The organism is Hyphococcus sp. D3-15 (assembly GCF_055809375.1).
Window position 1 is genome coordinate 2062376 of sequence record NZ_CM147910.1, and the last position, 20376, is coordinate 2082751.

18 protein-coding genes are annotated in these 20376 nt (G+C 58.7%); 14 read left to right on the plus strand and 4 right to left on the minus strand.

Annotated features, from left to right (window positions below; genetic code table 11):
• Positions 1–367: 367 nt before the first annotated feature.
• Positions 368–1930 (plus strand): class I adenylate-forming enzyme family protein, encoded by a 1563-nt coding sequence (locus AC0L8G_RS10250; RefSeq protein ID WP_473388767.1) that lies wholly within the window; start codon positions 368–370, stop codon positions 1928–1930.
• Positions 1931–1954: 24 nt separating this feature from the next.
• The gene (locus AC0L8G_RS10255) at positions 1955–2524 is read left to right on the plus strand and encodes a nuclear transport factor 2 family protein (RefSeq protein ID WP_473388769.1); all 570 of its coding nucleotides are present in this window, start codon (positions 1955–1957) and stop codon (positions 2522–2524) included.
• Positions 2525–2537: 13 nt separating this feature from the next.
• On the opposite strand, the gene AC0L8G_RS10260 is transcribed toward AC0L8G_RS10255, so the two are convergent.
• Both AC0L8G_RS10260 and AC0L8G_RS10265 read right to left on the minus strand, forming a co-directional pair.
• Complete coding sequence (locus AC0L8G_RS10260; RefSeq protein WP_473388770.1) at positions 2538–3551, minus strand: zinc-dependent alcohol dehydrogenase family protein; 1014 nt, start codon at positions 3549–3551, stop codon at positions 2538–2540.
• Positions 3552–3684: 133 nt separating this feature from the next.
• Positions 3685–4614, minus strand: coding sequence for a LysR family transcriptional regulator (locus AC0L8G_RS10265; protein ID WP_473388771.1), 930 nt, complete (start codon positions 4612–4614; stop codon positions 3685–3687).
• A 166-nt stretch (positions 4615–4780) separates the two neighbouring features.
• Between AC0L8G_RS10265 and AC0L8G_RS10270 the strand changes: the two genes are divergently transcribed.
• The 11 genes from AC0L8G_RS10270 (at position 4781) to AC0L8G_RS10320 (ending at position 16710) form a co-directional block, all read left to right on the plus strand.
• Positions 4781–6595, plus strand: coding sequence for a PEP-utilizing enzyme (locus AC0L8G_RS10270; RefSeq protein ID WP_473388772.1), 1815 nt, complete (start codon positions 4781–4783; stop codon positions 6593–6595).
• A 9-nt stretch (positions 6596–6604) separates the two neighbouring features.
• The gene (locus AC0L8G_RS10275; RefSeq protein WP_473388773.1) at positions 6605–7660 is read left to right on the plus strand and encodes a PEP/pyruvate-binding domain-containing protein; all 1056 of its coding nucleotides are present in this window, start codon (positions 6605–6607) and stop codon (positions 7658–7660) included.
• A 3-nt stretch (positions 7661–7663) separates the two neighbouring features.
• On the plus strand, positions 7664–8119 hold the full coding sequence (locus AC0L8G_RS10280; RefSeq protein WP_473388774.1) for an acetyl-CoA carboxylase biotin carboxyl carrier protein: 456 nt from the start codon (positions 7664–7666) through the stop codon (positions 8117–8119).
• On the plus strand, positions 8120–9475 hold the full coding sequence (locus AC0L8G_RS10285; protein WP_473388776.1) for an acetyl-CoA carboxylase biotin carboxylase subunit: 1356 nt from the start codon (positions 8120–8122) through the stop codon (positions 9473–9475).
• Entirely contained in the window at positions 9468–10946 is a 1479-nt protein-coding gene (locus AC0L8G_RS10290) for a biotin carboxyl carrier protein (RefSeq protein WP_473388777.1), read from the plus strand. Before AC0L8G_RS10285 ends, AC0L8G_RS10290 begins: the two co-directional genes overlap by 8 nt.
• Positions 10939–11784: an HAD-IIA family hydrolase gene (locus AC0L8G_RS10295; RefSeq protein ID WP_473388778.1), complete on the plus strand. Its 846-nt coding sequence runs from the start codon at positions 10939–10941 to the stop codon at positions 11782–11784. Before AC0L8G_RS10290 ends, AC0L8G_RS10295 begins: the two co-directional genes overlap by 8 nt.
• A 71-nt stretch (positions 11785–11855) precedes the next feature.
• Positions 11856–12725, plus strand: a complete 870-nt coding sequence (locus AC0L8G_RS10300; protein ID WP_473388780.1) for an amidohydrolase family protein — start codon at positions 11856–11858, stop codon at positions 12723–12725.
• On the plus strand, positions 12722–13513 hold the full coding sequence (locus AC0L8G_RS10305; protein WP_473388781.1) for an SDR family NAD(P)-dependent oxidoreductase: 792 nt from the start codon (positions 12722–12724) through the stop codon (positions 13511–13513). Before AC0L8G_RS10300 ends, AC0L8G_RS10305 begins: the two co-directional genes overlap by 4 nt.
• A 3-nt stretch (positions 13514–13516) precedes the next feature.
• Complete coding sequence (locus AC0L8G_RS10310) at positions 13517–14281, plus strand: glutathione S-transferase family protein (RefSeq protein ID WP_473388782.1); 765 nt, start codon at positions 13517–13519, stop codon at positions 14279–14281.
• Between the two features lie 234 nt (positions 14282–14515).
• Positions 14516–16102, plus strand: coding sequence for a glutamine-hydrolyzing GMP synthase (gene guaA, locus AC0L8G_RS10315; protein WP_473388784.1), 1587 nt, complete (start codon positions 14516–14518; stop codon positions 16100–16102).
• A 5-nt stretch (positions 16103–16107) separates the two neighbouring features.
• Positions 16108–16710 carry an O-methyltransferase gene (locus AC0L8G_RS10320; protein ID WP_473388785.1) on the plus strand — a complete coding sequence of 201 codons (603 nt, stop codon included), beginning with the start codon at positions 16108–16110 and terminating at the stop codon, positions 16708–16710.
• 31 nt (positions 16711–16741) lie between these two features.
• On the opposite strand, the gene AC0L8G_RS10325 is transcribed toward AC0L8G_RS10320, so the two are convergent.
• The gene (locus AC0L8G_RS10325; RefSeq protein WP_473388786.1) at positions 16742–17758 is read right to left on the minus strand and encodes an aminotransferase class V-fold PLP-dependent enzyme; all 1017 of its coding nucleotides are present in this window, start codon (positions 17756–17758) and stop codon (positions 16742–16744) included.
• Between the two features lie 256 nt (positions 17759–18014).
• The gene (locus tag AC0L8G_RS10330) at positions 18015–18281 is read right to left on the minus strand and encodes a SemiSWEET transporter (RefSeq protein ID WP_473388787.1); all 267 of its coding nucleotides are present in this window, start codon (positions 18279–18281) and stop codon (positions 18015–18017) included.
• Positions 18282–18371: 90 nt separating this feature from the next.
• Between AC0L8G_RS10330 and AC0L8G_RS10335 the strand changes: the two genes are divergently transcribed.
• Positions 18372–20261: a CocE/NonD family hydrolase gene (locus tag AC0L8G_RS10335; RefSeq protein WP_473388789.1), complete on the plus strand. Its 1890-nt coding sequence runs from the start codon at positions 18372–18374 to the stop codon at positions 20259–20261.
• Positions 20262–20376: the final 115 nt, after the last annotated feature.

Genomic DNA, 20376 nt, shown 5'->3' on the forward strand with positions numbered 1-20376 from the left:
CACCATGTCTACTGGCAGCGGGCGAAAACTATGCCCCAAAGGGGGCTGATAACCCTGTCCCAGCGCAGAAAAAATGTGAAAAAAGAGAACTTGAGGCGCTGCGTGGGAGAAGCCCGTTGCGGGCCGCGAGCCGACAAGGGCGTCGCTGGTTTATGCTGCACTTGCGTTGCAATGGGACGCGCAGACCGTTCCGCACGGATAATGTCATTTCACTTTTGATGGATCGTTTTTGGAGGAACGGCGCCATGGTCGCCTTCCTCTTGCGCCCGGCATTGCTACCGTTTCGTGTTGTCACACGGGCGGTAGTTCTGCTTAAAGCGAGAGAGGGATTCTGTGTAATACGTTATCGGCAAGGTGAAACGGTCTCATGCGAACAATCGATTATTTTGACAAAATGGCGAAACTTCATCCGAACCGGGATGTGCTTGTCGCCGGTGAGACGCGCCACACCTATCGCGAAATGGAAACCCTGACGCATCGGCTGGCTGGCGCGCTCGCCCAATCCGGCATGCAGCATCAAGAGCCGATTGCTATCATGTCGCCGAATGACAGTACGGTGCTGACCGCCATGCTGGGCTGCTGGCGGGCGGGAGCGATCTGGATACCGGTCAACACCCGCAACGCCCTCGATGCGAATATCGCTTATCTGAAATATGTGCGCGTTAGCATGATCTTCTACCACTCAGGCTACGCCAAGGAAGCCGAACAGATTAAGCGCGAAGTTCCGACAATCCGGCAGATGGTGTGCCTGGATGGTCCATCAGGTGAAGACCAGTCGCTGGAAGACTTCATGAAGCTGGCGCCGTCCGATGTGTTTCCTGATCAGGGCGATCCGATCGGCAACCCGGAAGATGTGACGGCGCTGATCGCCACTGGCGGCACCACTGGGCCGGCCAAGGGCGTGCGCGTGATGAACCGCAGCTGGGGCGCGATGCTGGAGACCATCTGCAATATCATGCCCGCCAAAAACCCGGTTTGCCTTGCGACCGCGCCTTTGACCCATGCGGCGGGGCCTGTGACCATGGCGGCGCTCGCCATGGGCGCGACGGTTGTGGTGCTGCCGACTTTTGACGCGGAAGCGGTGATGACGGCGATCCAGGAACACAAGGTCACCCATATGTTCCTGCCGCCGACAGCGCTCTACGCCATGCTCGCCCATCCCAAGGTTAAAGACTTCGACTATTCGAGCCTTAAATATTTCCTGCTCGCGGGTTCGCCGGTCGCCGGTGAAAAGCTGAAACAGGCGGTGGAGATTTTCGGTCCCTGCATGTGTCAGAGCTATGGCCAGACAGAATTCCACCTCGTCGCCACCTGGCTGTCGCCGGAAGTGGTCGCGGCGGCGGCGCGAGGCGAGCATCCAGAGCGCCTCACCAGCTGCGGCGAGGCGACTTACTCCGTGCGCGTTGAATTGATGGACGATGACGGCAATATTCTACCCACCGGCGAAGTAGGCGAAATTGTCGGGCGCGGCGCCATTGTCGGCGGCGGCTATTTCGAAATGCCGGAAGCCAGCGCCGAAGCGGTTGAACATGGCTGGCACCATACGGGCGATGTGGGCAAGCGCGACGAGCACGGCTTTTACTATATTGTCGACCGCAAGAAGGACATGATCGTCTCCGGCGGTTTCAACGTCTTCTCCGCCGAAGTGGAAGACGCGGTGATGGAGCTTGCGGAAGTGCGTGAATGCGCGGTGATCGGCGTGCCTCATGAAAAATGGGGAGAGCAGGTGACGGCCATGGTGGTGAAGGACCCTGCGAAAGATGTCAGCGCCGATACAATCATCGCCCATGTCAAAGCGCGCATCGGTTCGGTCAAAGCGCCGAAGGAAGTGCATTTCATCGAAGCAATTCCCCGCACCGCTGTAGGCAAGATGGACAAGAAGAAATTGCGCGAACCTTTCTGGGGCGACTCCGGGCGCGCCGTAAATTAGGCCTTCAGGGAGAAGATCGCGATCATGAAGAAACTCTTTGCTGCGATCTTCATCGCTATCTTATCCATTGCGCCCGCCGCCGCGAAAAAGGCGAGCTATGGCGATGATCGCGCCGCCATTGAAGATCTCATGGCCCGTTATCTTTTCGCCATGGATTGGAATGATTTTGACGCCTATGTCGATATGTTCACCGAAGACGGCGAGCTTGAATTTGCGCGCGGTTCTGCTGTCGGGCGCGAGAATATCGGCGCGACGGTAAGGGCGTTCAAGGAAAGCATCGGCAAGATCTACACCGATCAGAATGGCGATCCTGCGGCGCTGCGCCATGTCATCGCGCACAAGGTGATCCGCGTTGAAGGCGACCGCGCCTGGGCGACATCCTTCTGGTATGAAATGGCGAATGACGGACCGGAGGGCGCGCCGAAGATCGGCACTTTCGGTCATTATGAAGATGAGCTTGCGCGCATCGACGGCGAATGGCTGTTCTCACGCCGTTCAATTCGCAATGAATTTCTCGACGGGCGCAAGTCGGGTCCGGTCAATCCGGTGCGCGCCATGGACGAAGCAGCGGACGCGGCTATCTCAGCGAAATAGCCGCGCGCCTGCGCTAAAGCTTGATCACGACCTTACCGAACGCGCCGCGGGACTGATAGCGGTATGCTTCTGCGGCGTCCTTAAACGGGAAGACTTTGTCGATGACCGGCTTGATGCCGTTCACGTCGATGGCCGCAGCGAGGTCCGTCGCCATGGTCTTGTTGCCGACGAAAATCCCGCGAATGCTTGAGCCTTTCATCATCAACGGATGCGGGGTCGTATCGCCTTCGCGCGTCAGCACGCCGATCAGCGCGATCTCTCCATTGAAGTTCACGGCTTGCATGGATTGCGCGAGCGTTCCCGCGCCGCCGACTTCGACGACCACATCGGCGCCGCCTTTGTGGCTCGCCGCGGCGGCCGCCGGGCCCCATTCCGGCGTGTTCCGGTAATTGACGAACCCTGACGCGCCGAGTTTTTTCGCCCGTTCAAGCTTTTCGTCAGATGATGATGTCGCGACCACATGGGCGCCGGCTGCATGGGCGAACTGCAAGGCCAGCATGGAGACGCCGCCCGTGCCGAGCACGCAGACGCAATCTCCCACCTTTATCGGATTGCGTCCGCACATCAGCGCATTCCATGCGGTGACGCCAGCGCATGGCAATGTCGCTGCTTCTTCATAGGATAGGCTGTCAGGGATTTTGACAATGCCGCGCTCCGGCAAGGCGACATATTCCGCGAGCATGCCGTCGCAACCGGTCGCGCCAAGGGCAGGGCCGGCGGTAGGGTTTGGCGGGCCGTCATGCCAGTTCTGGAAGAACAGGCCGGCGACGCGGTCGCCCGCTTTGAATTCCGTTACGTTATCGCCGACTGCGACGACTTCGCCTGCGCCGTCAGAAAGCGGAACAGTGTCATTCGGCACAACGCCGCCAAAATAGTTTCCGGTGACGACCGCCTGATCGCGGAAGTTGAGCGAGCAGGCGTGAACACGGATCAGGACTTCGCCCGGTTTTACTTTCGGTTCGTCCTGTTCGACGATGACCAGGCTTTCAAGCGATGTGCTGCCGGCTTTGAGAACATATTTTTTCATGAGTGGTCGTCCGTTTCTGTTGCCCGATTGGCGGATGTTTTTTTCATCATAGCCGTAAGAGGCGGCGAAATCGATCAAAGACGCGAGACTTCGCTTTAAGCAAAGCTTTGATGCAGTCTCGCGGCGATCGCGGTCAGCGTTTGCGCGGTTTCGCGCGCTGTTTTTCCTGATTGTGCAACGGCGTTGAATCCTGCCGCAACCAGTCGAGAAACAGATCGCGCGATGCGGAATCGCGCGCCTCGTCCCAGCACAAGAAGATCGGCGAATGGGTTTCAAGCCCTTCCAGCGGGCATGACGTCACATCGGCCAATACCGGCGCGCCGGGCATGTCGAGGGTAATGGTGATCCCGAAGCCGGCGCGCACAAAGCCAAGCACCGTGTACCATTCTTCCGCTTCCTGCACGATCTTTGGTGAAAACCCCGCACGGATGCACAGCGCATTGATCTGGTGATGCAGGCCGGGCGCGATCACCGGTTGAAACAGGACGAAAGATTCATCCTTTAAATCTTCAAGCGCGATTTTTTTGCGCCCGGATAGCGCGTGGTTCGACGGCATCAATACGACAAAGCGCTGGCGGCCGATAATTTCGCTTTTCAGGGAGCGGCCGACGCCGATTTCCCGGGTGATGGCGACGTCGATTTGGCCGGCGGCGAGGGCTTCCCATTGCTGGCGCGAATGCATGTCGCGCAAGGTGAGGCCGATATCGGGATATTTGTCGCGAAAGCGCTGAATTGAATGCGGAATGTCGGTGAGCATCACGCTGGAACCGATGGCGGTGACGATTGAGCCGATCTGGCCGCGCTCAACCAGGCGCGCCTGTTCAACAGCGGCGTCGAATTCACTGAAGGCGCGGCGCGCGGCGTCTGCGATCATCCGGCCGGCGGGCGTCAGCATGACGCGCGGGCGGCGCACAAACAGCGCGACACCGAGACCGCGTTCGATCTGCGCAAGGCGCGTCGACAATTGCGGCTGGCGCATGCCGAGCGTGTCGGCGGCGCGGCCGAAGTGAAGTTCGTTCGCCAAAACCGAGACGAGGTGGAAGTCGCGCGTGCCGAGGTTCATAACAATTATCGAATGACGTGATCCGAATATTCCGCTTTTCGAGAAGATATGGGCGCCCTATGCTCCTGTCCAGAGCGAGCGCGGTCCGGCCTGAATGGCTGCAAATCCGTGAAATCATGGCGCTAACGCCCGTAAGAGGCCGCGCCCGGGAGGAAATGAGGAAATTATGTCGACCAAGCCGACCGGCTTTCCCAAACCCAGTTCACTGAGCGTTGCAGACGGCACTGAAGGCGCGCAGGCCGCTTATCCCTACTACATGCAATTCGGTCCGGAAGACGATGAGCGCTTCTGGTTTTACAACTCGATGCACTTTCCCGAGCCGATGCATGTGTTCGATATGATTACAGCTGAAGCGGCTTATTGCGCGCTTGGTTCTTCGAATACGCGCGTGCACTGCTTGCCGACGACTTTGGGGATCGACTACCGCGTGTTGAATGGCCGCGTCTATATTGGCGGCAACGCCGTCACAGATCCGGCGGAAATTGAGCGGCGTACGGAAGAATTCCAAAAACGCGCATTCTACTATTACGAACACTGGGAGCGGCTTTACGACCAGTGGAAAGACAAAATGCGCAAACTGATTTCAGATGCGCAAGAACTGCCCAAGCCGACATTGCCGGAATTTGAACCGCTGGAAAACGTCCATGCGGGCAAGGGCGTCGCGTCAAACCACTACCTCCTCGACACCTATCAAAAGACGCTCGAGGGCTATTTCCGGATGTGGCACCACCACTTCGAGTTTTTGCTGCTCGGATATGGCGCCTATATGGTTTTCTTCGATTTCTGCAAGAAAGCCTTTCCGGAAATTACCGATCAGACCATTGCGCGCATGGTTGCGGGTTTTGAGGCGGAGATTTTCAAGCCGGATGATGAAATCAAGCGTCTTGCGCGGTGCGCCGTAGAGCTCGGCATTGACGGCAAGTTCGCGGACGGCGTTTCCGCCGATGACGTTATGGCGTCGCTGGAGCAGATGGGCGAGCCCGGCAAGAAATGGCTCGAAGAACTCGAGACCTCGCGCAATCCCTGGTTCAACGTCAATGTGGGTGACGGGTTCTATCACTATCATCGGTCATGGAACGATGATTTGTCGCTGCCTTTCTCGGCGCTGCCTGGCTACATCGCCAAGGTGAAGGCAGGCGAGAATATTGACCGTCCTGTTGAGAAGCTTCAGGCGGAACGCCAGGACCTTATCGACGGCTATCGCGAGCTTCTATCGACGGATGAAGAGCGCGCGGCCTATGACCAGATGATCGAGCTCGCCTGCCGCGTCTTTCCCTATGTTGAGGGTCATAAATTCTATTGCGAGCACTGGTACACAAACCTGTTCTTCAACAAAATCCGCGAATTCGGCGATCTGCTCGTCGAACATGGCTTGATCGAGAAGCAGGAGGACGTGTTCCACCTTTCTCACTACGAACTTGAACAGGCGATCGTCGATGTGATGACAAGCTGGTCCAACGGATCGGCGCCGCGCGGCGGCGCCCGTTTCAAGGCCATGATCGCCGAGCGCAAAAAGGCGATTGAGACATGGACCGGGTTGGATACGCCGCCCGCCTTGGGTCCGGTGCCGGACATTATCGACGATCCGGCGATTGTCATGCTCTGGGGCATCACAAGGGAAAATCTCGATGTCTGGCTTTCCGGCCCTTCCGATGCGGACGGCAAGGAAATTCGCGGCTTCGCGGCTTCAAGCGGGGTTGCAGAAGGCACGGCGCGGGTCATCAAGTCGGTGCAGGAAATCAGCCGCCTTCAAGAAGGCGACATCCTCGTCTGTCAGGTCACCAATCCGACCTGGGCGCCGGTATTTCAAAAAATCGCCGCGGCGGTTTCCGACATTGGCGGCTCCATGAGCCACGCCGCCATTGTCGCGCGCGAATATGGACTGCCTGCCGTTGTCGGCACCGGGCAAGCCACCTCGCGCATACAAGACGGCCAGCGCATTCGCGTCGATGGCGCGCGCGGCGTCGTCACGCTGCTTTAGGATCTGCATATGAGTTCTGCTGAGAATATTTCCTGGTTTGCCGATATCGGGCTTGCCGACCGCCCGAGTGTTGGCGGCAAAGGCGGCAGCCTCGGCGAGTTGACCAAAGCCGGAATCGCCGTGCCGCCGGGCTTTGTGGTGCGCACCGAGGCATTTGAGCGCTTTATTCAAGTGCTCGATGAAGCCGAACCGTTGCGCGCGCCGGTAGAGGCGCTTGATCCGAATGATCTCGATAGGGTCGCGGCGGTCACCGGGAAAATCCGTGAGCGGATCGAACAAACGGCGATGCCGGCTGATGTGGAGCAGGCGCTGACAAGCGCATACGCCGAACTTTGTGCAGACCTTCCTGATGCGCCTGTCGCGGTGAGGTCTTCGGCGACCACGGAAGATGCGGATGATGCTTCTTTCGCGGGGCTTCAAGATACTTATCTGTGGGTGCTCGGCGCTGAAGAAGCGTTGAAGATGGTGCGCTCCTGCTGGGCGAGCCTCTATTCAGTCGAGTCCGTCTGTTATCGTCGCCGCCAGAATTTTCCGGAATCGGGCGTCGCCATGGGCGTTGTCGTGCAGCGCATGGTCGATGCGCGCACGGCGGGCGTCATGTTTACGCGCAGCCCTCTCACCGGCGACCGTTCGGTGATTACCATTGAAGGGGCCTGGGGCCTTGGCTCTTCTGTGGTGTCGGGCGAAGTCACGCCGGACCGTTGGGTGGTCGGCAAGCTGACCGGCGAAATCACCACGCGCGACATTTCCGACAAACATATAAGGCAGTCGCCGAAAGCGGGCGGCGGCATAGAGGATGTGGAATTGTCAGGCGAGGAACGCACGGCGCCGTGCCTCAGCGATGAGGAATTGCTGAAGCTGAAAGACATCGCGCGCAAGACCGAGAAACATTACGGCAAACCGCAAGATATTGAATGGGCGGTCGAGCGCGATAGCGGCGATATCCTGTTGCTGCAGAGCCGGCCGGAAACCGTCTGGTCCGCCAAGGATGCTGCGCCGGTGGCGCAGGCGCAGGACAATCCCATGAAGCATGTGATGAATATTTTTGGCGGGAAGCGGACATAGACGATGAGTAATGATTTGCCGCTAACCCCGGAAGACGTTGAGGAAATCACCTCAATTCTTTCCAAGTCGTCTTACGAGGTGCTCGACATAGAAACCGCGCGTTTTCGCTTGCGCGTGAAACGGTCGGGCGAAGGCTGGACGCAGGAATGGTCGCCAATCGGCGGAGAGGCGAAAACCGTCGCTTCCGCTGTCGAACCGGAAGTCGCTGCGGAAGAAGATGGGCTGCTTCTCATCAAGCCGCCATTGCCGGGCACGTTTTATCGCGCGCCGCAACCTGGTGCGCCGCCTTTCGTACAGGTTGGCGACAAGGTGAAGCCGGATACGGTCGTGGCGATTATCGAAACCATGAAACTGATGAACCCTGTTCATGCGGGCGTCGAGGGCGAGATTGTCGAGATCGTGCCCGAGAACGCCGAACCCATCGAGGCGCATACGGTTCTCATGAAGGTGAAGCCTTAAATGGCGATCAATACGCTGTTTATCGCCAACCGTGGTGAGATCGCGTTGCGCATCATCCGCACGGCGAAGAAGCTCGGGCTCAAAACCGCGCTTGGCGTGTCCGACGCTGATGCGACATCGCGCGGCGCGGCGGAAGCGGATATTGTCGTTCGCCTGGGGCCTGCGCCATCGTCGCAATCTTATCTCAATATCGCAAAAGTCGTCGCCGCTGCGAAAGAGGCAGGCGCCGATGCGGTGCATCCGGGCTATGGGTTCCTTTCAGAGAACATCAATTTCGCCAAAGCTGTGGCCGAAGCGGGCATGATCTTTGTGGGGCCGGAACCGCGCGCGCTTGACGCCATGGGCGACAAGCTGAAGGCGCGCGCCGTCGCGATAGAAGCCGGGCTTCCGGTTGTTCCGGGCGGCGAGGCGGAAACCGCGGAGGACGCCGCGCAGATTGCGCAAACAACCGGTTACCCGCTTTTGATCAAGGCCGTTTCAGGCGGCGGCGGGCGCGGCATGAAGCGCGTCGATGACGCCAAAGACCTGAAAAGTCAGATCGCCATGGCGATGGCGGAAGCGGAGGTCGCCTTTGGCGATCCGCGCATCTACGTAGAGCGCTTCATTGCGAGCGGGCGCCATGTGGAGGTGCAGGTGATAGGCGACGGCAGCCGCGCCATCCATCTCGGCACACGAGATTGCTCTATCCAGCGGCGGTTCCAGAAACTGGTGGAGGAAGCCCCCGCGCCGAATATACCTGACCAGAAACATCGCGCGATTGAAGCGGCGGCGGTGAAGATCGCCGAGCATCTAAACTACAAGGGCGCAGGCACGGTTGAGTTTCTCGTGGACGCCGAGACGTTTGATTTCTTTTTTCTCGAAATGAACGCGCGTATTCAGGTTGAGCACCCGGTGACCGAAGAGATTACGGGCGTTGATATTGTCGAGCAACAATTGCTGATTGCTGACGGCGCACCGCTCGGTTTTCGTCAGGATGATATAAATTTTCTAGGCGCCGCTATCGAAGTGCGGATCAACGCCGAAGACCCGGATGCGGATTTCCGTCCGTCGCCGGGGCGTGTCGCAAAAGCCGAATGGCCAGCAGGCGAGGGCGTGCGCGTCGACAGCCACATCCGGTCCGGCGATTCCATTCCGCCGACTTACGACTCGCTCATCGGCAAGTTGATTGTTCACGGCGCGTCGCGCAAAGAAGCGATTTCCCGCGCCGCGGCGGCGTTAAAAGCCCTCAATGTGGAAGGCGTCAAGACAACAGCGCCATTGCATGCGCGGATCATGGCGGATGAGCGCTTTAAAAAAGGCGGTGTCGACACACGGTTTTTCGAGGGCCTTTCCTTGAAAGGAGGGGCGAATGGCTGAAATCAAACTTGTGGATGTCTCAATCCGCGACGGCAATCAGTCGCTTTGGGGCGCGACGGGGCTCAACACCGCGCAGATCTTGCAGATCGCGGCCGCAATGGATCGCGTCGGGTTTCATGCCTGCGATTTCACTTCTTCAACGACCATGGCGGTCGCCATTCGTTACTTCCAGAACAATCCGTGGGAGCGCATCAGACGGATGCGTGCAGCGATGCCGCGCACGCCGCTGCAATTCATCACGACCGGATTGCGTTTCGTGGCGTGGCAATTGGCGGACCCGGAATTTATGCGGCTCGCTTATCGCCGTTTGCAGATGGCGGGCATTCGCCGTTTCGTTGTCCTTGACCCCATGCATGATGCGGAATCGGTGCTTGCGGCGGCGCGCATCATCAAGGAGGAAGGCGACGCCGATGTGATGGGCGCGCTGACTTTCACGCTGTCGGACATTCATACGGACGAGTTTTACGCGGACTTCGCCGGTAAGCTGGCCAAAAGCGGCGATGTGGATCTGTTTTACCTGAAAGACCCCGGCGGATTGATGTCGCCGGAGCGGGTGCGCTCGCTGGCGCCAAAGGTGAAGGCGGCGATCGGGAACAAGCCGCTCGAAATCCACGCCCATTGCACCATTGGCTACGGCCCGTTGACGTCGCTGGCCGCCGCCGACCTTGGCATCATCGATGCAGTGCATGTTGGCGTCGGGCCTTTGGGCGATGGCTCCTCCCTGCCGGAAGCGACGCGCATGGTCGCAAATCTGCGCGAGGCGGGGCATAGCGTGCCCATCAATGACGATGCACTGAAATTTGTGCACGCCTATTGGACGCGATTGGCGCGCGCAGAAGGATTGCCTGTCGGCAAGCCGCAAAGTTTCGATGCAAGCTTCCTGCGTCATCAGATCGCCGGCGGGGTGATGACCACCACCAAGCGCCAACTCGACGAACTAAATCTCGGCCATAAATTCGACGAAGTGATTGAAGAGACGGAGCGCGTGCGCGCCGAACTTGGCCACCCCATCATGGTGACGCCGTTCCCGCAAATGGTGATGAGCCAGGCGCTGTTCAATGTCATCGGAACGAAGCGCTATGCGCAGGTTTCCGACCAGGTCTTGCGCTATGTCATGGGTAAATTCGGCCGCCCGACGAGCCCGATCGACAAGGAAGTCGAGCAGACCATTCTTGATCGCCCCCGCGCCACGGAAATCGTCAATGAAGCGAGCTTCCCCGCCTATAGGGATCTTCGAAAACAATTTGGCGCAGACATGGATGATGAGGAGTTCCTGTTCCGGGCGGTGATGCCGCAGGAGCAGGTGGATGCGATGCTCGCCTCGGGCAGGTCCAGCGCCAGCTATACGCCGGAAGCGGCGCCGATTTTCAATCTTTTGAAAGAACTGGCGGCGCGCCCGGACGCGCCGGACATCGCCATAGAGCGCCCCGGATTCCGCATGGCGTTGCATAAGGGAGCGGGACTTGTCTGACAGGCTGCACAAAGCTGAAGGTTTTGTTTTTGACATGGATGGCACGCTCGTGCTTGGCGACAAGGCGAGCGCTGGTCATGTGGCGCTGCCCGGCGCGGCGGAGACGCTCAGCTTTTTGCGCGAGCGTGGGGTGCCGTTTCAGGTCTTCACCAACGGTACGGCGAGAACGCCGCTGTGGTACGCCAATTCCATGCGCAATGCCGGGCTGGATGTGCGCGACGATGAATTCATGACCCCGTCCACATCGGCGGCGCATTATCTAAAAGAAAAAGGCGCCAAGCGCATTCTCGTGCTCGGCAAGGAGCCGGTCTGGCGCCCGCTCGCTGATCTTGGCCTGGAAGTTGTCGAGGCGCCCGGCGATGGCGGCCAGTATGATGCGATCTATGTGGGCTGGTTCCGCGAGTTCACCTTTCCCGACCTTGAAGCGGCGGTGCATGCGATCTGGGCGGGAACGCCGTTGACCACGGCGTCGGATGTGCCGTTCTTTGCGGCGGCTGGCGCGGAAAAGCGCGGCATCGGCACCAGCTTCGCGATCAACGCCATGTTGAAGGCGCTGACCGGCGCGGAAGCGCATGTGCTCGGCAAGCCATCGCTCGATGCGCTGCGCGTCGCCAAGGCGCGGATGGGCCTGTCGCCCGACGCCAATATCGTCGTTGTCGGCGACGACCCACAGCTGGAGGCGAAAATGGCTAATGATGGCGGCGCGCTGTCTGTTGGCGTCACCACCGGTATATATGATGCGGATGCGTTCGCCGCGCGCGAAGACCCGGCGGAACGCCCGGAATTGCTGCTTTCCGGGATCGACAAGCTCGCCAGCCTGCTTCGCGAAGGGGCTTGAAACCTTTCGCGCTGGGCTGTCCTTCCGCCGGTGTTTTGCCCTAATAAGGCGTGGCGCGGAAAGGGATTCTCATGATCGACCTCAGTAAGATTCAAGCCATCGATGTTCACACCCATGCGGAGGTGTCGTGCAACGACCCGGAAGACCCGATCATGGGCAAGTTCCTTGATGCGGCCAGTATTTATTTCAAGGCGGACCGCAAGCGCCCGACGATTCCCGAGACCATCGAATATTATCGCGAGAAACAGATCGCGTTCGTGATGTTCACGGTCGACATGGAATCCGGCACCGGCATCAAGCGCATCTCAAACGAAGAAATCGCGCGTTTCGCCCAGGACAATAGCGACATCATGATGGCGTTCGCCTCGATTGATCCGCACAAATCGAAATTCGGCGCAATCGAAGCGCGGCGCATGATCGAAGAGTTCGGCGTCAAGGGATTCAAATTTCACCCGCCGATCCAGAATTTTCACCCTAATGACCGCATGGCATGGCCGATCTATGAAGTGATCGCCGAATATGGTCTGCCGGCGATTTTCCATACGGGTCATTCAGGCATGGGCACCGGCATGCGCGGCGGCGGCGGCATTCGCCTTAAATACGGCCAGCCGATGATGGTGGATGATGTCGCCGTCGATTTCCCCGATATGAAAATCATTCTGGCGCATCCATCATGGCCGTGGACGGATGAATCGCTTTCCATGGCGCTGCACAAGGAAAATGTTTACATCGACCTCTCGGGCTGGTCGCCGAAATATTTCCCCAAGCAAGTCATTCATTACGCCAACACGCAGCTTAAACACAAAATGCTGTTCGGCTCCGACTTCCCGTTGATCAAGCCGGACAAATGGATGGCCGCCGCAAAGGATGCGGGCTTTCGCGAGGAAGTGATGCCGATGATCATGAAAGACAATGCTGCAAAATTGCTGGGGCTGAAATGAGCAAAATCTCGCTTGCCGGAAAACGCATCATCGTCACCGGCGCGTCGACGGGTATTGGCGCGGCGGCGGCGGAAATCATGGGGTCCCTTGGCGCCAGGGTGCTGGTCGCCGCGCGCAGTGAGGACAAACTCAAAAAAGTCGCCGCCGCCGTGAGCAAAGCGGGCGGCGAGGGGGCGTATTTCGCTGCGGATCTGGGGCGCGAGGAAGATGTCAAAGCCTTGGTCGCCAAGGCGAACGAGCTTTGGGGCGGCGTTGACGGCGTCTTCGCCAATGCAGGCATGGCGGGACCAGCCGCGCCTATCGCGGACTATTCACTGGCCGCCTATGACGAAGTGATGAACGTCAATGTGCGCTCCATGCTGGTGCTGATTCAGCAGGTCATGCCCGGCATGTTGAAACAGGGCTCGGGCTCAATCGTCTGTACGGGATCGATTGCGTCGGAACGCGGCCTGCCGATGACGCCAGCCTATAATATGTCGAAGCACGCCGTGCTTGGTCTGGTTCGCTCGGTCTCTTCTGAGGTCTCGCGAAACAACATTCGCGTCAATTGCGTCATCCCCGGCCTTATTCGCACGCCGATGCTCGAAGGGCTGGCGGAAACCATTGGCGGCGAAGTTGAAGCCGGTCTGAAAGGCTTTGAACCCATGGTGCCGCAAGGGCGCATCGGGACACCGGAAGAGGTGGGTTGGGTCGCGGCGTTTCTGCTGACGGACGCCGCATCTTATATCAACGGACAGGCATGGGCCGCCGATGGCGGCATGCTCGGCACCATGTCGAATGGCGGTTGAGACATGACGGTCAAACTCTTTCACGCAGAACCGGTCGCGAATTCTCTGAAATCTCTGATCCCGTTTCACGCGCGCGGCATCCCGTTCGAAAGCGTCTATGTGGATCTGCACAAATTCGAACAGCATGAGCCGTGGTTTGTCGCCATCAACCCGGAAGGCCAGGTTCCGGTGCTCAATCATGACGGCGTGATCATCACCCATTCGACCGTCATCAACGAATATCTTGAAGATGCGTTTCCGGATTATCCGTCCTTGCGGCCGGCAAATCCTGAAGGCAAAGCGCGCATGCGTTACTGGAATAAATTCGTCGACGAGCATGTGATGAATTACGTCTCCATGCATGGCTGGCACCGCCTGGTCACGGTGATCTCCCGCAATATCGAAAGCGGTGATTTTGAAAAGCTGATGGAGCGCATCCCCCTGCCGGACCAGCGCAAGAAGTGGATGAATGCGCGCTCCGGTTTCACCGAAGAACAGCTTTCCTATGCGACGGAAAAAGTCGAATACGCCATCGACAAGGTGGATAAGCACTTCAGCGAGAATGAGTGGTTCGCGGGCGACATGTTCTCGCTCGCCGACATCAATTTCTATTCCCATTGCGGGATGATGGTGGAGCGTTTGTTTCCGGAGCTGAACGCCGCTGAACGCGCGCCGCATATGATCGCCTGGCGTGACCGCGTGACGGCGCTTCCGGGGGTCGCCAAGGCGCTTGCGGGACCGGACAAGACCGATCCGCGCCTGCGGACATTCACTGGCGAGGCCCGATAGCCGGCGCCGGGTGGGGCCGGGGCAGGCGGGCGCCGTTCATGATACCACGGAAATAAAAGCCGGGGATAAGTCCGCACCACTTTTCATATGGCCCTATACTGCTCTGGCGTTGAATGCAGGAGAGGCCTCGGCCTTGCCGCTATAGCGTGGCTGCGAGCCACAGGAAGGCGGGAATTCTGTTGCAGGCGCGAAAACGGGCGTGACGGGCGCGCCCGAACCGGCTAAAGGCTCAACATGCAACTCGATTCTCACGCCAAAGCGCACGCCCAAGTCCATGAAAGGGCCCTGATCGTCGATTTCGGCAGTCAGGTCACCCAGCTCATTGCCCGCCGCCTCCGTGAGGCCGGGGTTTATTGCGAAATTCACCCGTTCAACCGCGTCGACGCTGAATTCCTCAAGGATTTCGCGCCGAAAGCGGTGATTCTCTCTGGCGGGCCGGCCAGCGTCAAAACCGACGCCAGCCCGCGCGCGGATGAGGCGATCTTTGAGGCCGGGGTGCCGATCCTCGGCATTTGCTATGGCGAGCAGACCATCTGCGCCCAGCTCGGCGGGGATGTGGAAAGTTCGGACCATCGCGAGTTTGGCCGCGCCATGATCGACGTGGTGAAGACAAGCGCGCTGTTTGACGGCGTGTGGGAGCAGGGTTCGAGGCATCAGGTCTGGATGAGCCATGGCGACCGGGTGAATGCGATCCCCGAAGGTTTCGAAGTGATCGCGAAATCCGACGGTGCGCCCTTCGCCGCCATCGCGGATGAAACGCGGAAAATCTATGCGGTGCAGTTCCACCCGGAAGTGGTGCACACGCCGGATGGGGCGAAATTGCTGGCGAACTTCGTCAACAAGATCGCCGGGCTTTCCGGCGACTGGACCATGGCGGCGTTCCGCGAGGAAGCAATCGCGCAGATCCGCGAGCAGGTGGGTGATGCGCGGGTAATTTGCGGGCTTTCCGGCGGCGTTGATTCCTCCGTCGCGGCCGTGCTGATCCATGAAGCCATCGGCGAACAGCTGACTTGCGTGTTCGTGGATACCGGGTTGATGCGCGCCGGCGAGGGTGAAGAGGTCGTGCGGCTGTTCCGCGACAGCTACAACATTCCGCTCATTCATGTGGAAGCGGAGGATCTGTTCCTGGGCAAACTCGCGGGCGTCGATGACCCGGAGAAAAAGCGCAAGATCATCGGCTCCCTTTTCATCGATGTGTTCGATGCGGAAGCCAAAAAGATCGAGAACGCGGAATTCCTGGCGCAGGGCACGCTCTATCCCGATGTGATCGAAAGCGTCTCCTTTGATGGCGGACCGTCGGTGACGATCAAGTCGCACCACAATGTGGGCGGCCTGCCGGAACGCATGAAGTTGAAACTGGTCGAGCCGTTGCGCGAGCTGTTCAAGGACGAAGTGCGCGCGCTGGGCCGTGAGCTTGGGCTGCCGGATCATTTTGTCGGGCGTCATCCGTTTCCGGGGCCAGGGTTGGCGATACGCATTCCCGGCGAAGTGACGAAAGAGAAAGCCGACATTCTGCGCAAGGCGGACACGATCTATCTCGATGAAATCCGCCGGGCTGGCCTGTATGACGTGATCTGGCAGGCTTTCGCCGTATTGCTTCCCGTGCGGACGGTTGGGGTGATGGGCGATGAGCGGACCTATGATCATGTGCTGGCGCTGCGCGCTGTCACGTCGACCGATGGCATGACGGCGGATTATTATCCGTTCAGCCACGAATTTCTGGGCGCCTGCGCGACCCGCATCATCAACGAAGTGCGCGGCGTCAACCGAGTTGTCTATGACGTGACCTCGAAACCGCCGGGCACCATCGAGTGGGAGTAGGTCCCATGGACGATAAGGTCACGGCTGTTCTCGACGCCTATCACGAGCGCATGGCCCGTGAGCGGAAAGAGCGCGAAGGCAAGAACAGCGCCGACTTTCTGGACAGGCACATGCTGTCGGTTGGGCCTGACACCGGGCCTTTCATCAATTTGATCGCGCGCAGCATGGACGCGCCGCATATTCTCGAAATCGGCACGTCTTTCGGCTATTCCGGCATTTGGCTGGCGGAAGCAGCGCGCGCCGCCGGCGGGCGAGTCACGACGCTAGAACTGGACGAATCCAAATCAGCCCACGCAAAAGAAATGTCGGAAAAAGCGGGGCTTGCTAATTACGTAGATTTTCAGGTCGGCGACGCAGTCGAACTCATAGGCAAGCTTTCGTCAGGCGTCGATTTTGTCCTGCTCGATCTCTGGAAGGACATGTATGTCCCTTGTCTTGAAGCCTTCTTTTCGAAGCTCAATCCTGGCGCGATCATTGTTGCCGACAACATGATCTATCCCGGCGGCGACAGCGTCGAGCGTTACGGTAAGGCGGTGCGCGCCAAGCCGGGTGTTTCGAGTGTTTTGCTTCCCGTCGGAACAGGGCTTGAGGTCAGCCGGCTTCCTTGAGCATGTGGCGCCGCCGCTATGCGCAGTCACGTCAATCAATAGCATGACGGCGAATTACTGTCTGAAGAATCTGAGAGAGCCGGAGGCCAAGCTCCTCACAGTCGGCGACGCCGTTGAAGGGGCTGACGCTGATGCGCAGGGCGCCATCGGGCGCCTCTGACGGAGAAAATGCTTTGATATCGAAGCTGCCTTCCTCCCATAGCTGCTCGGCGACGCTATGGGCGCCAAAGCAGTAACCTTCTGCGGCGCTGACGCATATGAAACCGGGATTGTCGTGGACGAGTTTGAGTGAGGGAATGTCAGTAAGCGGAGCAAGCACAGCCTGCACTCTTTGTTGACGCGCCTCTATAAGGCGCGCGCGGAAGGCGTGATTCCGCCACCAGGCGCAGGCGACGGCAAGAGCGGCGAAAGCCGGAAAGCACAATGTGCCGCCGTCAAATGCGCGGGCCGTGCGCCATAAGTCGTGATGGTTCATCGGGTCGCGAATCGAACGCCAGCCGCCACTTGGGTGCAGGCGCGCCGCCGCCTCGTCGTTCACATATATGAACCCGGCGCCAAGCGGCGCATGCAGCCATTTATGGCCGTTGCCGATGAGCACGTCGCAGCCGACATCGCTTACAGTTAGCGGCGTCAACCCGACAGTTTGTGTGGCGTCAGCAATGAACAGCGCGCCCTTGTTCTTGATGAAGGGCCGCCATGACCTGTGCAGATTGCGCCCGGTGCGGTAGCTGGTCAGGGAGAGTGCAATGACTGAAATGTCCTTTGGCAGCGCCTGATCATCCGGCGCCAGGCTGGCGTCTGCGCGGATGACCTGCGCGCCTCGGCTTTCCAAATTCTGGAAAGGTATCTCGAGGGAAGGGTGCTCGTCGCGCCCGATGATGATTGCGCCCGGCAGTGAAGTGGGCAAGGACGCGGCGATTGCGGCCAGGGCGCTTGAGGCGTTGTCCGTGAGTGCGATGCTGTCTGCCTCGACGCCCAGACACGCAGCAAGGCTTGACCGTGCGGATGCGAGCGCATGTTGCGTAGTCGCAAGCGCTTCACGACTCATTGCGCCTGTTTGATCATAGATTTGCGCGAGCCGCCATGTCGCCTCTGACAGGAGAGGCGATACCTGCCCGCCGCCCGCCGTATTAAAATAACGCGAGCTTGGCTGAAGCGGGAAAGCCTCGTCAAAGCAAAGGCTTTGAAGGCCAAGAACCTCATTCAAAACCCTGCGCATGCCGTTTGGCTCCTGTGGCGGCGAATGCGCACCCAAGAAAGAACTAAACATACGTTAATAACAATTGACCGAAGGGTCAAATAGATTATTTATCGGAATAGCGGACCTTGAGGGCGAGAATCGCAACCGCCTGAATGAGTGTCAGTATATTGGCATAGACAACGGGCCAGGCGGAGATGGCTAAGCCGTAAGCAATCCAGCTCAGCAGGCCGAGGATGAAGAGCAAATACATGGATGCGGAAATATCGGTCGCCGACTTCAGTCGCCAGACGCGCACCAGTTGAGGAATGAACGCGACCGTGGTGAGCGTCGCTGCGGCAAAACCAACAAAGTCTATCACGGGAAACGGCATGGTTGATCACACTGAAAAAAAATAAGAAGAAGACGTCTAGGTGGTATGCCGAAATCGCATTGTGCGGCAATCGCGAAAATGAATAGCGCATTGCTTTTTTTCGCCTGGCTGAAAAAGTCTGTATGCGCTCTGTTTTCGGTCTTTGTATGTACAGCGGCGATGGTGTTGTTGTCGCCGGCTTTTTCTGAGGACGCGGCTCAAGCAGGCAATGCGCCGGATGTTTCATGGCGGCTCGATCCGCCGCGATCGGCAGAATATCCGGACGGCATGCACCGACAGTCTTCTTACGTCACCATGCGTGACGGGGTAGGCTTAGCGGTTGACGTCTGGCTGCCCAAAGGTCTTGAGGAAGGGGCGCAGCTGCCGGCGATTTTAGAGCAGACACGGTATTACCGTTCGGTTGTGCTGAAATCGGATCCTGACGGCGAGTGCAGAACGTCACGTCAGTCCACCATCGAGCTATTCGTAACGCGCGGTTATGCATATGTAATCGTTGATGTCCGTGGTTCGGGTGCTTCTTACGGTACGCGCAGCGGAGAATATTCCGAGGCGGAGATCGATGACGGGGTGGAGATTGCCGACTGGATAACGCGCCAGTCCTGGTCCGATGGCCAGATAGGCAGTCAGGGCCAGTCTTATGTGGGCACGACGGCCGAGTTACTGGCGAGCCGCGCGCATCCGGCGGTGAAAGCGATTGCGCCGTCTTTTTCCGGATATGATTTTTACACGGAGATTCTGTTTCCAGGCGGCGTAAAAAATACCGAATTCGCCAATAAATGGTCTGACATGATTTCGCTTCTTGATCGGGGAATGTTGCCGGAAGGCTCGCCCATAAGCCGAGTGTGCCCGGTCGATGCGGACAAGGATGGCGTCATGGCGGATGCAGCGATTGCAGAACATACCGGCAATGCGGAGGTCTGGCCGCTTGTGGAGCAAGCCTCCTACCGCGATGATGCTTATGACGGCGTGCGTATTGATGCGGCCGGCGTTTTTTATCGCCAGAAAATGATCGATCAGGCGGACATTCCCACGCATGCAATCGTCGGCTGGTATGATTCCGGTTATGCATTAGGCGCGTTGCGCCGGTTTGCTGCATCGTCCTCGGCGCAGAACACCATTCTGATCGGACCATGGAACCATGGCGGGCGGTTTTATTACGCGCCGGGCGTACGGGAGCCGACAAGCTCAAGCTTCGATATGGCGGCGGAAAAACTGGCGTTTTTCGACCGAACCTTGAAAGGGATCGGACCCGGCGATGCGCCGTCGATCCGCTATTTTACAAGCGGCAGCAATGTATGGCGCGAAAGCGCCGTCTGGCCGCCGGTTGAGAGCCGCCAAACGACCCTTTATTTTCACAAGCGACAGGAATTGCGGGCGACCAGACCGTTGTGGCGAGGTGTTGATGATTATCAAGGCGCGGGAACGGCGCAATCGGGTTCGGGAAATCGTTGGCGTACGACAACGGGACCGCGTCCGGTATTCTATCCCGATCGTGCTGAAGAAGATGAGGGGCTTCTCACCTATACGACGCCGCCCCTTACGGAAGAAGTTGAGGTGTCCGGCAATCCTGAGGTGCATCTCTATTTTTCGGCGGAAGCAAACGATGCGGACCTCTTCGTTTATCTGGAAGAGGTGACCGGTGAGGGAGCGGTGAATTATGTGAGCGAAGGGATTTTACGCGCCAGCCATCGCAATGATGGTGAACCACTCTTTCCGGGCGCCGCCAAGGGGCCGACACATTTGCGGGGCGATGCAACGCCGTTGAAGAATGGCGAGCCTGTCGAGGTTAAAATCGCACTCTTGCCGGTTTCTCATCGCTTCGCACGAGGCAGTCAGATCCGCATTGCGATTGCGCCTGCAGACCGCAGCCACTTTTTGGAGTATCCGGTAGAACCGGTGACGTGGCGCGTTTTTCGTTCCCCGCTACGACCATCGCGGATCGTTTTGCCAGTGGCGGCGCGCGCCCCGACGGCGCCCTAGGTGTCCTGGGAAGCGCCTGTTTGATTCTAAAGTCATTGATTTTGAACAATGGGTCAGTATGCTTGTGATTGATTTAAGGCCTTTGACGCGAAAAGGCCGAGGGCGAATGCAAGCG

Excerpts from the sequence above, each read along its gene's own strand:
- AC0L8G_RS10250 (WP_473388767.1), top strand. The coding sequence starts at position 368 with ATGCGAACAATCGATTATTTTGACAAAATGGCGAAACTTCATCCGAAC.
- AC0L8G_RS10255 (WP_473388769.1), top strand. The coding sequence starts at position 1,955 with ATGAAGAAACTCTTTGCTGCGATCTTCATCGCTATCTTATCCATTGCG.
- AC0L8G_RS10260 (WP_473388770.1), bottom strand. The coding sequence starts at position 3,551 with ATGAAAAAATATGTTCTCAAAGCCGGCAGCACATCGCTTGAAAGCCTG.
- AC0L8G_RS10265 (WP_473388771.1), bottom strand. The coding sequence starts at position 4,614 with ATGAACCTCGGCACGCGCGACTTCCACCTCGTCTCGGTTTTGGCGAAC.
- AC0L8G_RS10270 (WP_473388772.1), top strand. The coding sequence starts at position 4,781 with ATGTCGACCAAGCCGACCGGCTTTCCCAAACCCAGTTCACTGAGCGTT.
- AC0L8G_RS10275 (WP_473388773.1), top strand. The coding sequence starts at position 6,605 with ATGAGTTCTGCTGAGAATATTTCCTGGTTTGCCGATATCGGGCTTGCC.
- AC0L8G_RS10280 (WP_473388774.1), top strand. The coding sequence starts at position 7,664 with ATGAGTAATGATTTGCCGCTAACCCCGGAAGACGTTGAGGAAATCACC.
- AC0L8G_RS10285 (WP_473388776.1), top strand. The coding sequence starts at position 8,120 with ATGGCGATCAATACGCTGTTTATCGCCAACCGTGGTGAGATCGCGTTG.
- AC0L8G_RS10290 (WP_473388777.1), top strand. The coding sequence starts at position 9,468 with ATGGCTGAAATCAAACTTGTGGATGTCTCAATCCGCGACGGCAATCAG.
- AC0L8G_RS10300 (WP_473388780.1), top strand. The coding sequence starts at position 11,856 with ATGATCGACCTCAGTAAGATTCAAGCCATCGATGTTCACACCCATGCG.
- AC0L8G_RS10305 (WP_473388781.1), top strand. The coding sequence starts at position 12,722 with ATGAGCAAAATCTCGCTTGCCGGAAAACGCATCATCGTCACCGGCGCG.
- AC0L8G_RS10310 (WP_473388782.1), top strand. The coding sequence starts at position 13,517 with ATGACGGTCAAACTCTTTCACGCAGAACCGGTCGCGAATTCTCTGAAA.
- guaA (WP_473388784.1), top strand. The coding sequence starts at position 14,516 with ATGCAACTCGATTCTCACGCCAAAGCGCACGCCCAAGTCCATGAAAGG.
- AC0L8G_RS10320 (WP_473388785.1), top strand. The coding sequence starts at position 16,108 with ATGGACGATAAGGTCACGGCTGTTCTCGACGCCTATCACGAGCGCATG.
- AC0L8G_RS10325 (WP_473388786.1), bottom strand. The coding sequence starts at position 17,758 with ATGAGTCGTGAAGCGCTTGCGACTACGCAACATGCGCTCGCATCCGCA.
- AC0L8G_RS10330 (WP_473388787.1), bottom strand. The coding sequence starts at position 18,281 with ATGCCGTTTCCCGTGATAGACTTTGTTGGTTTTGCCGCAGCGACGCTC.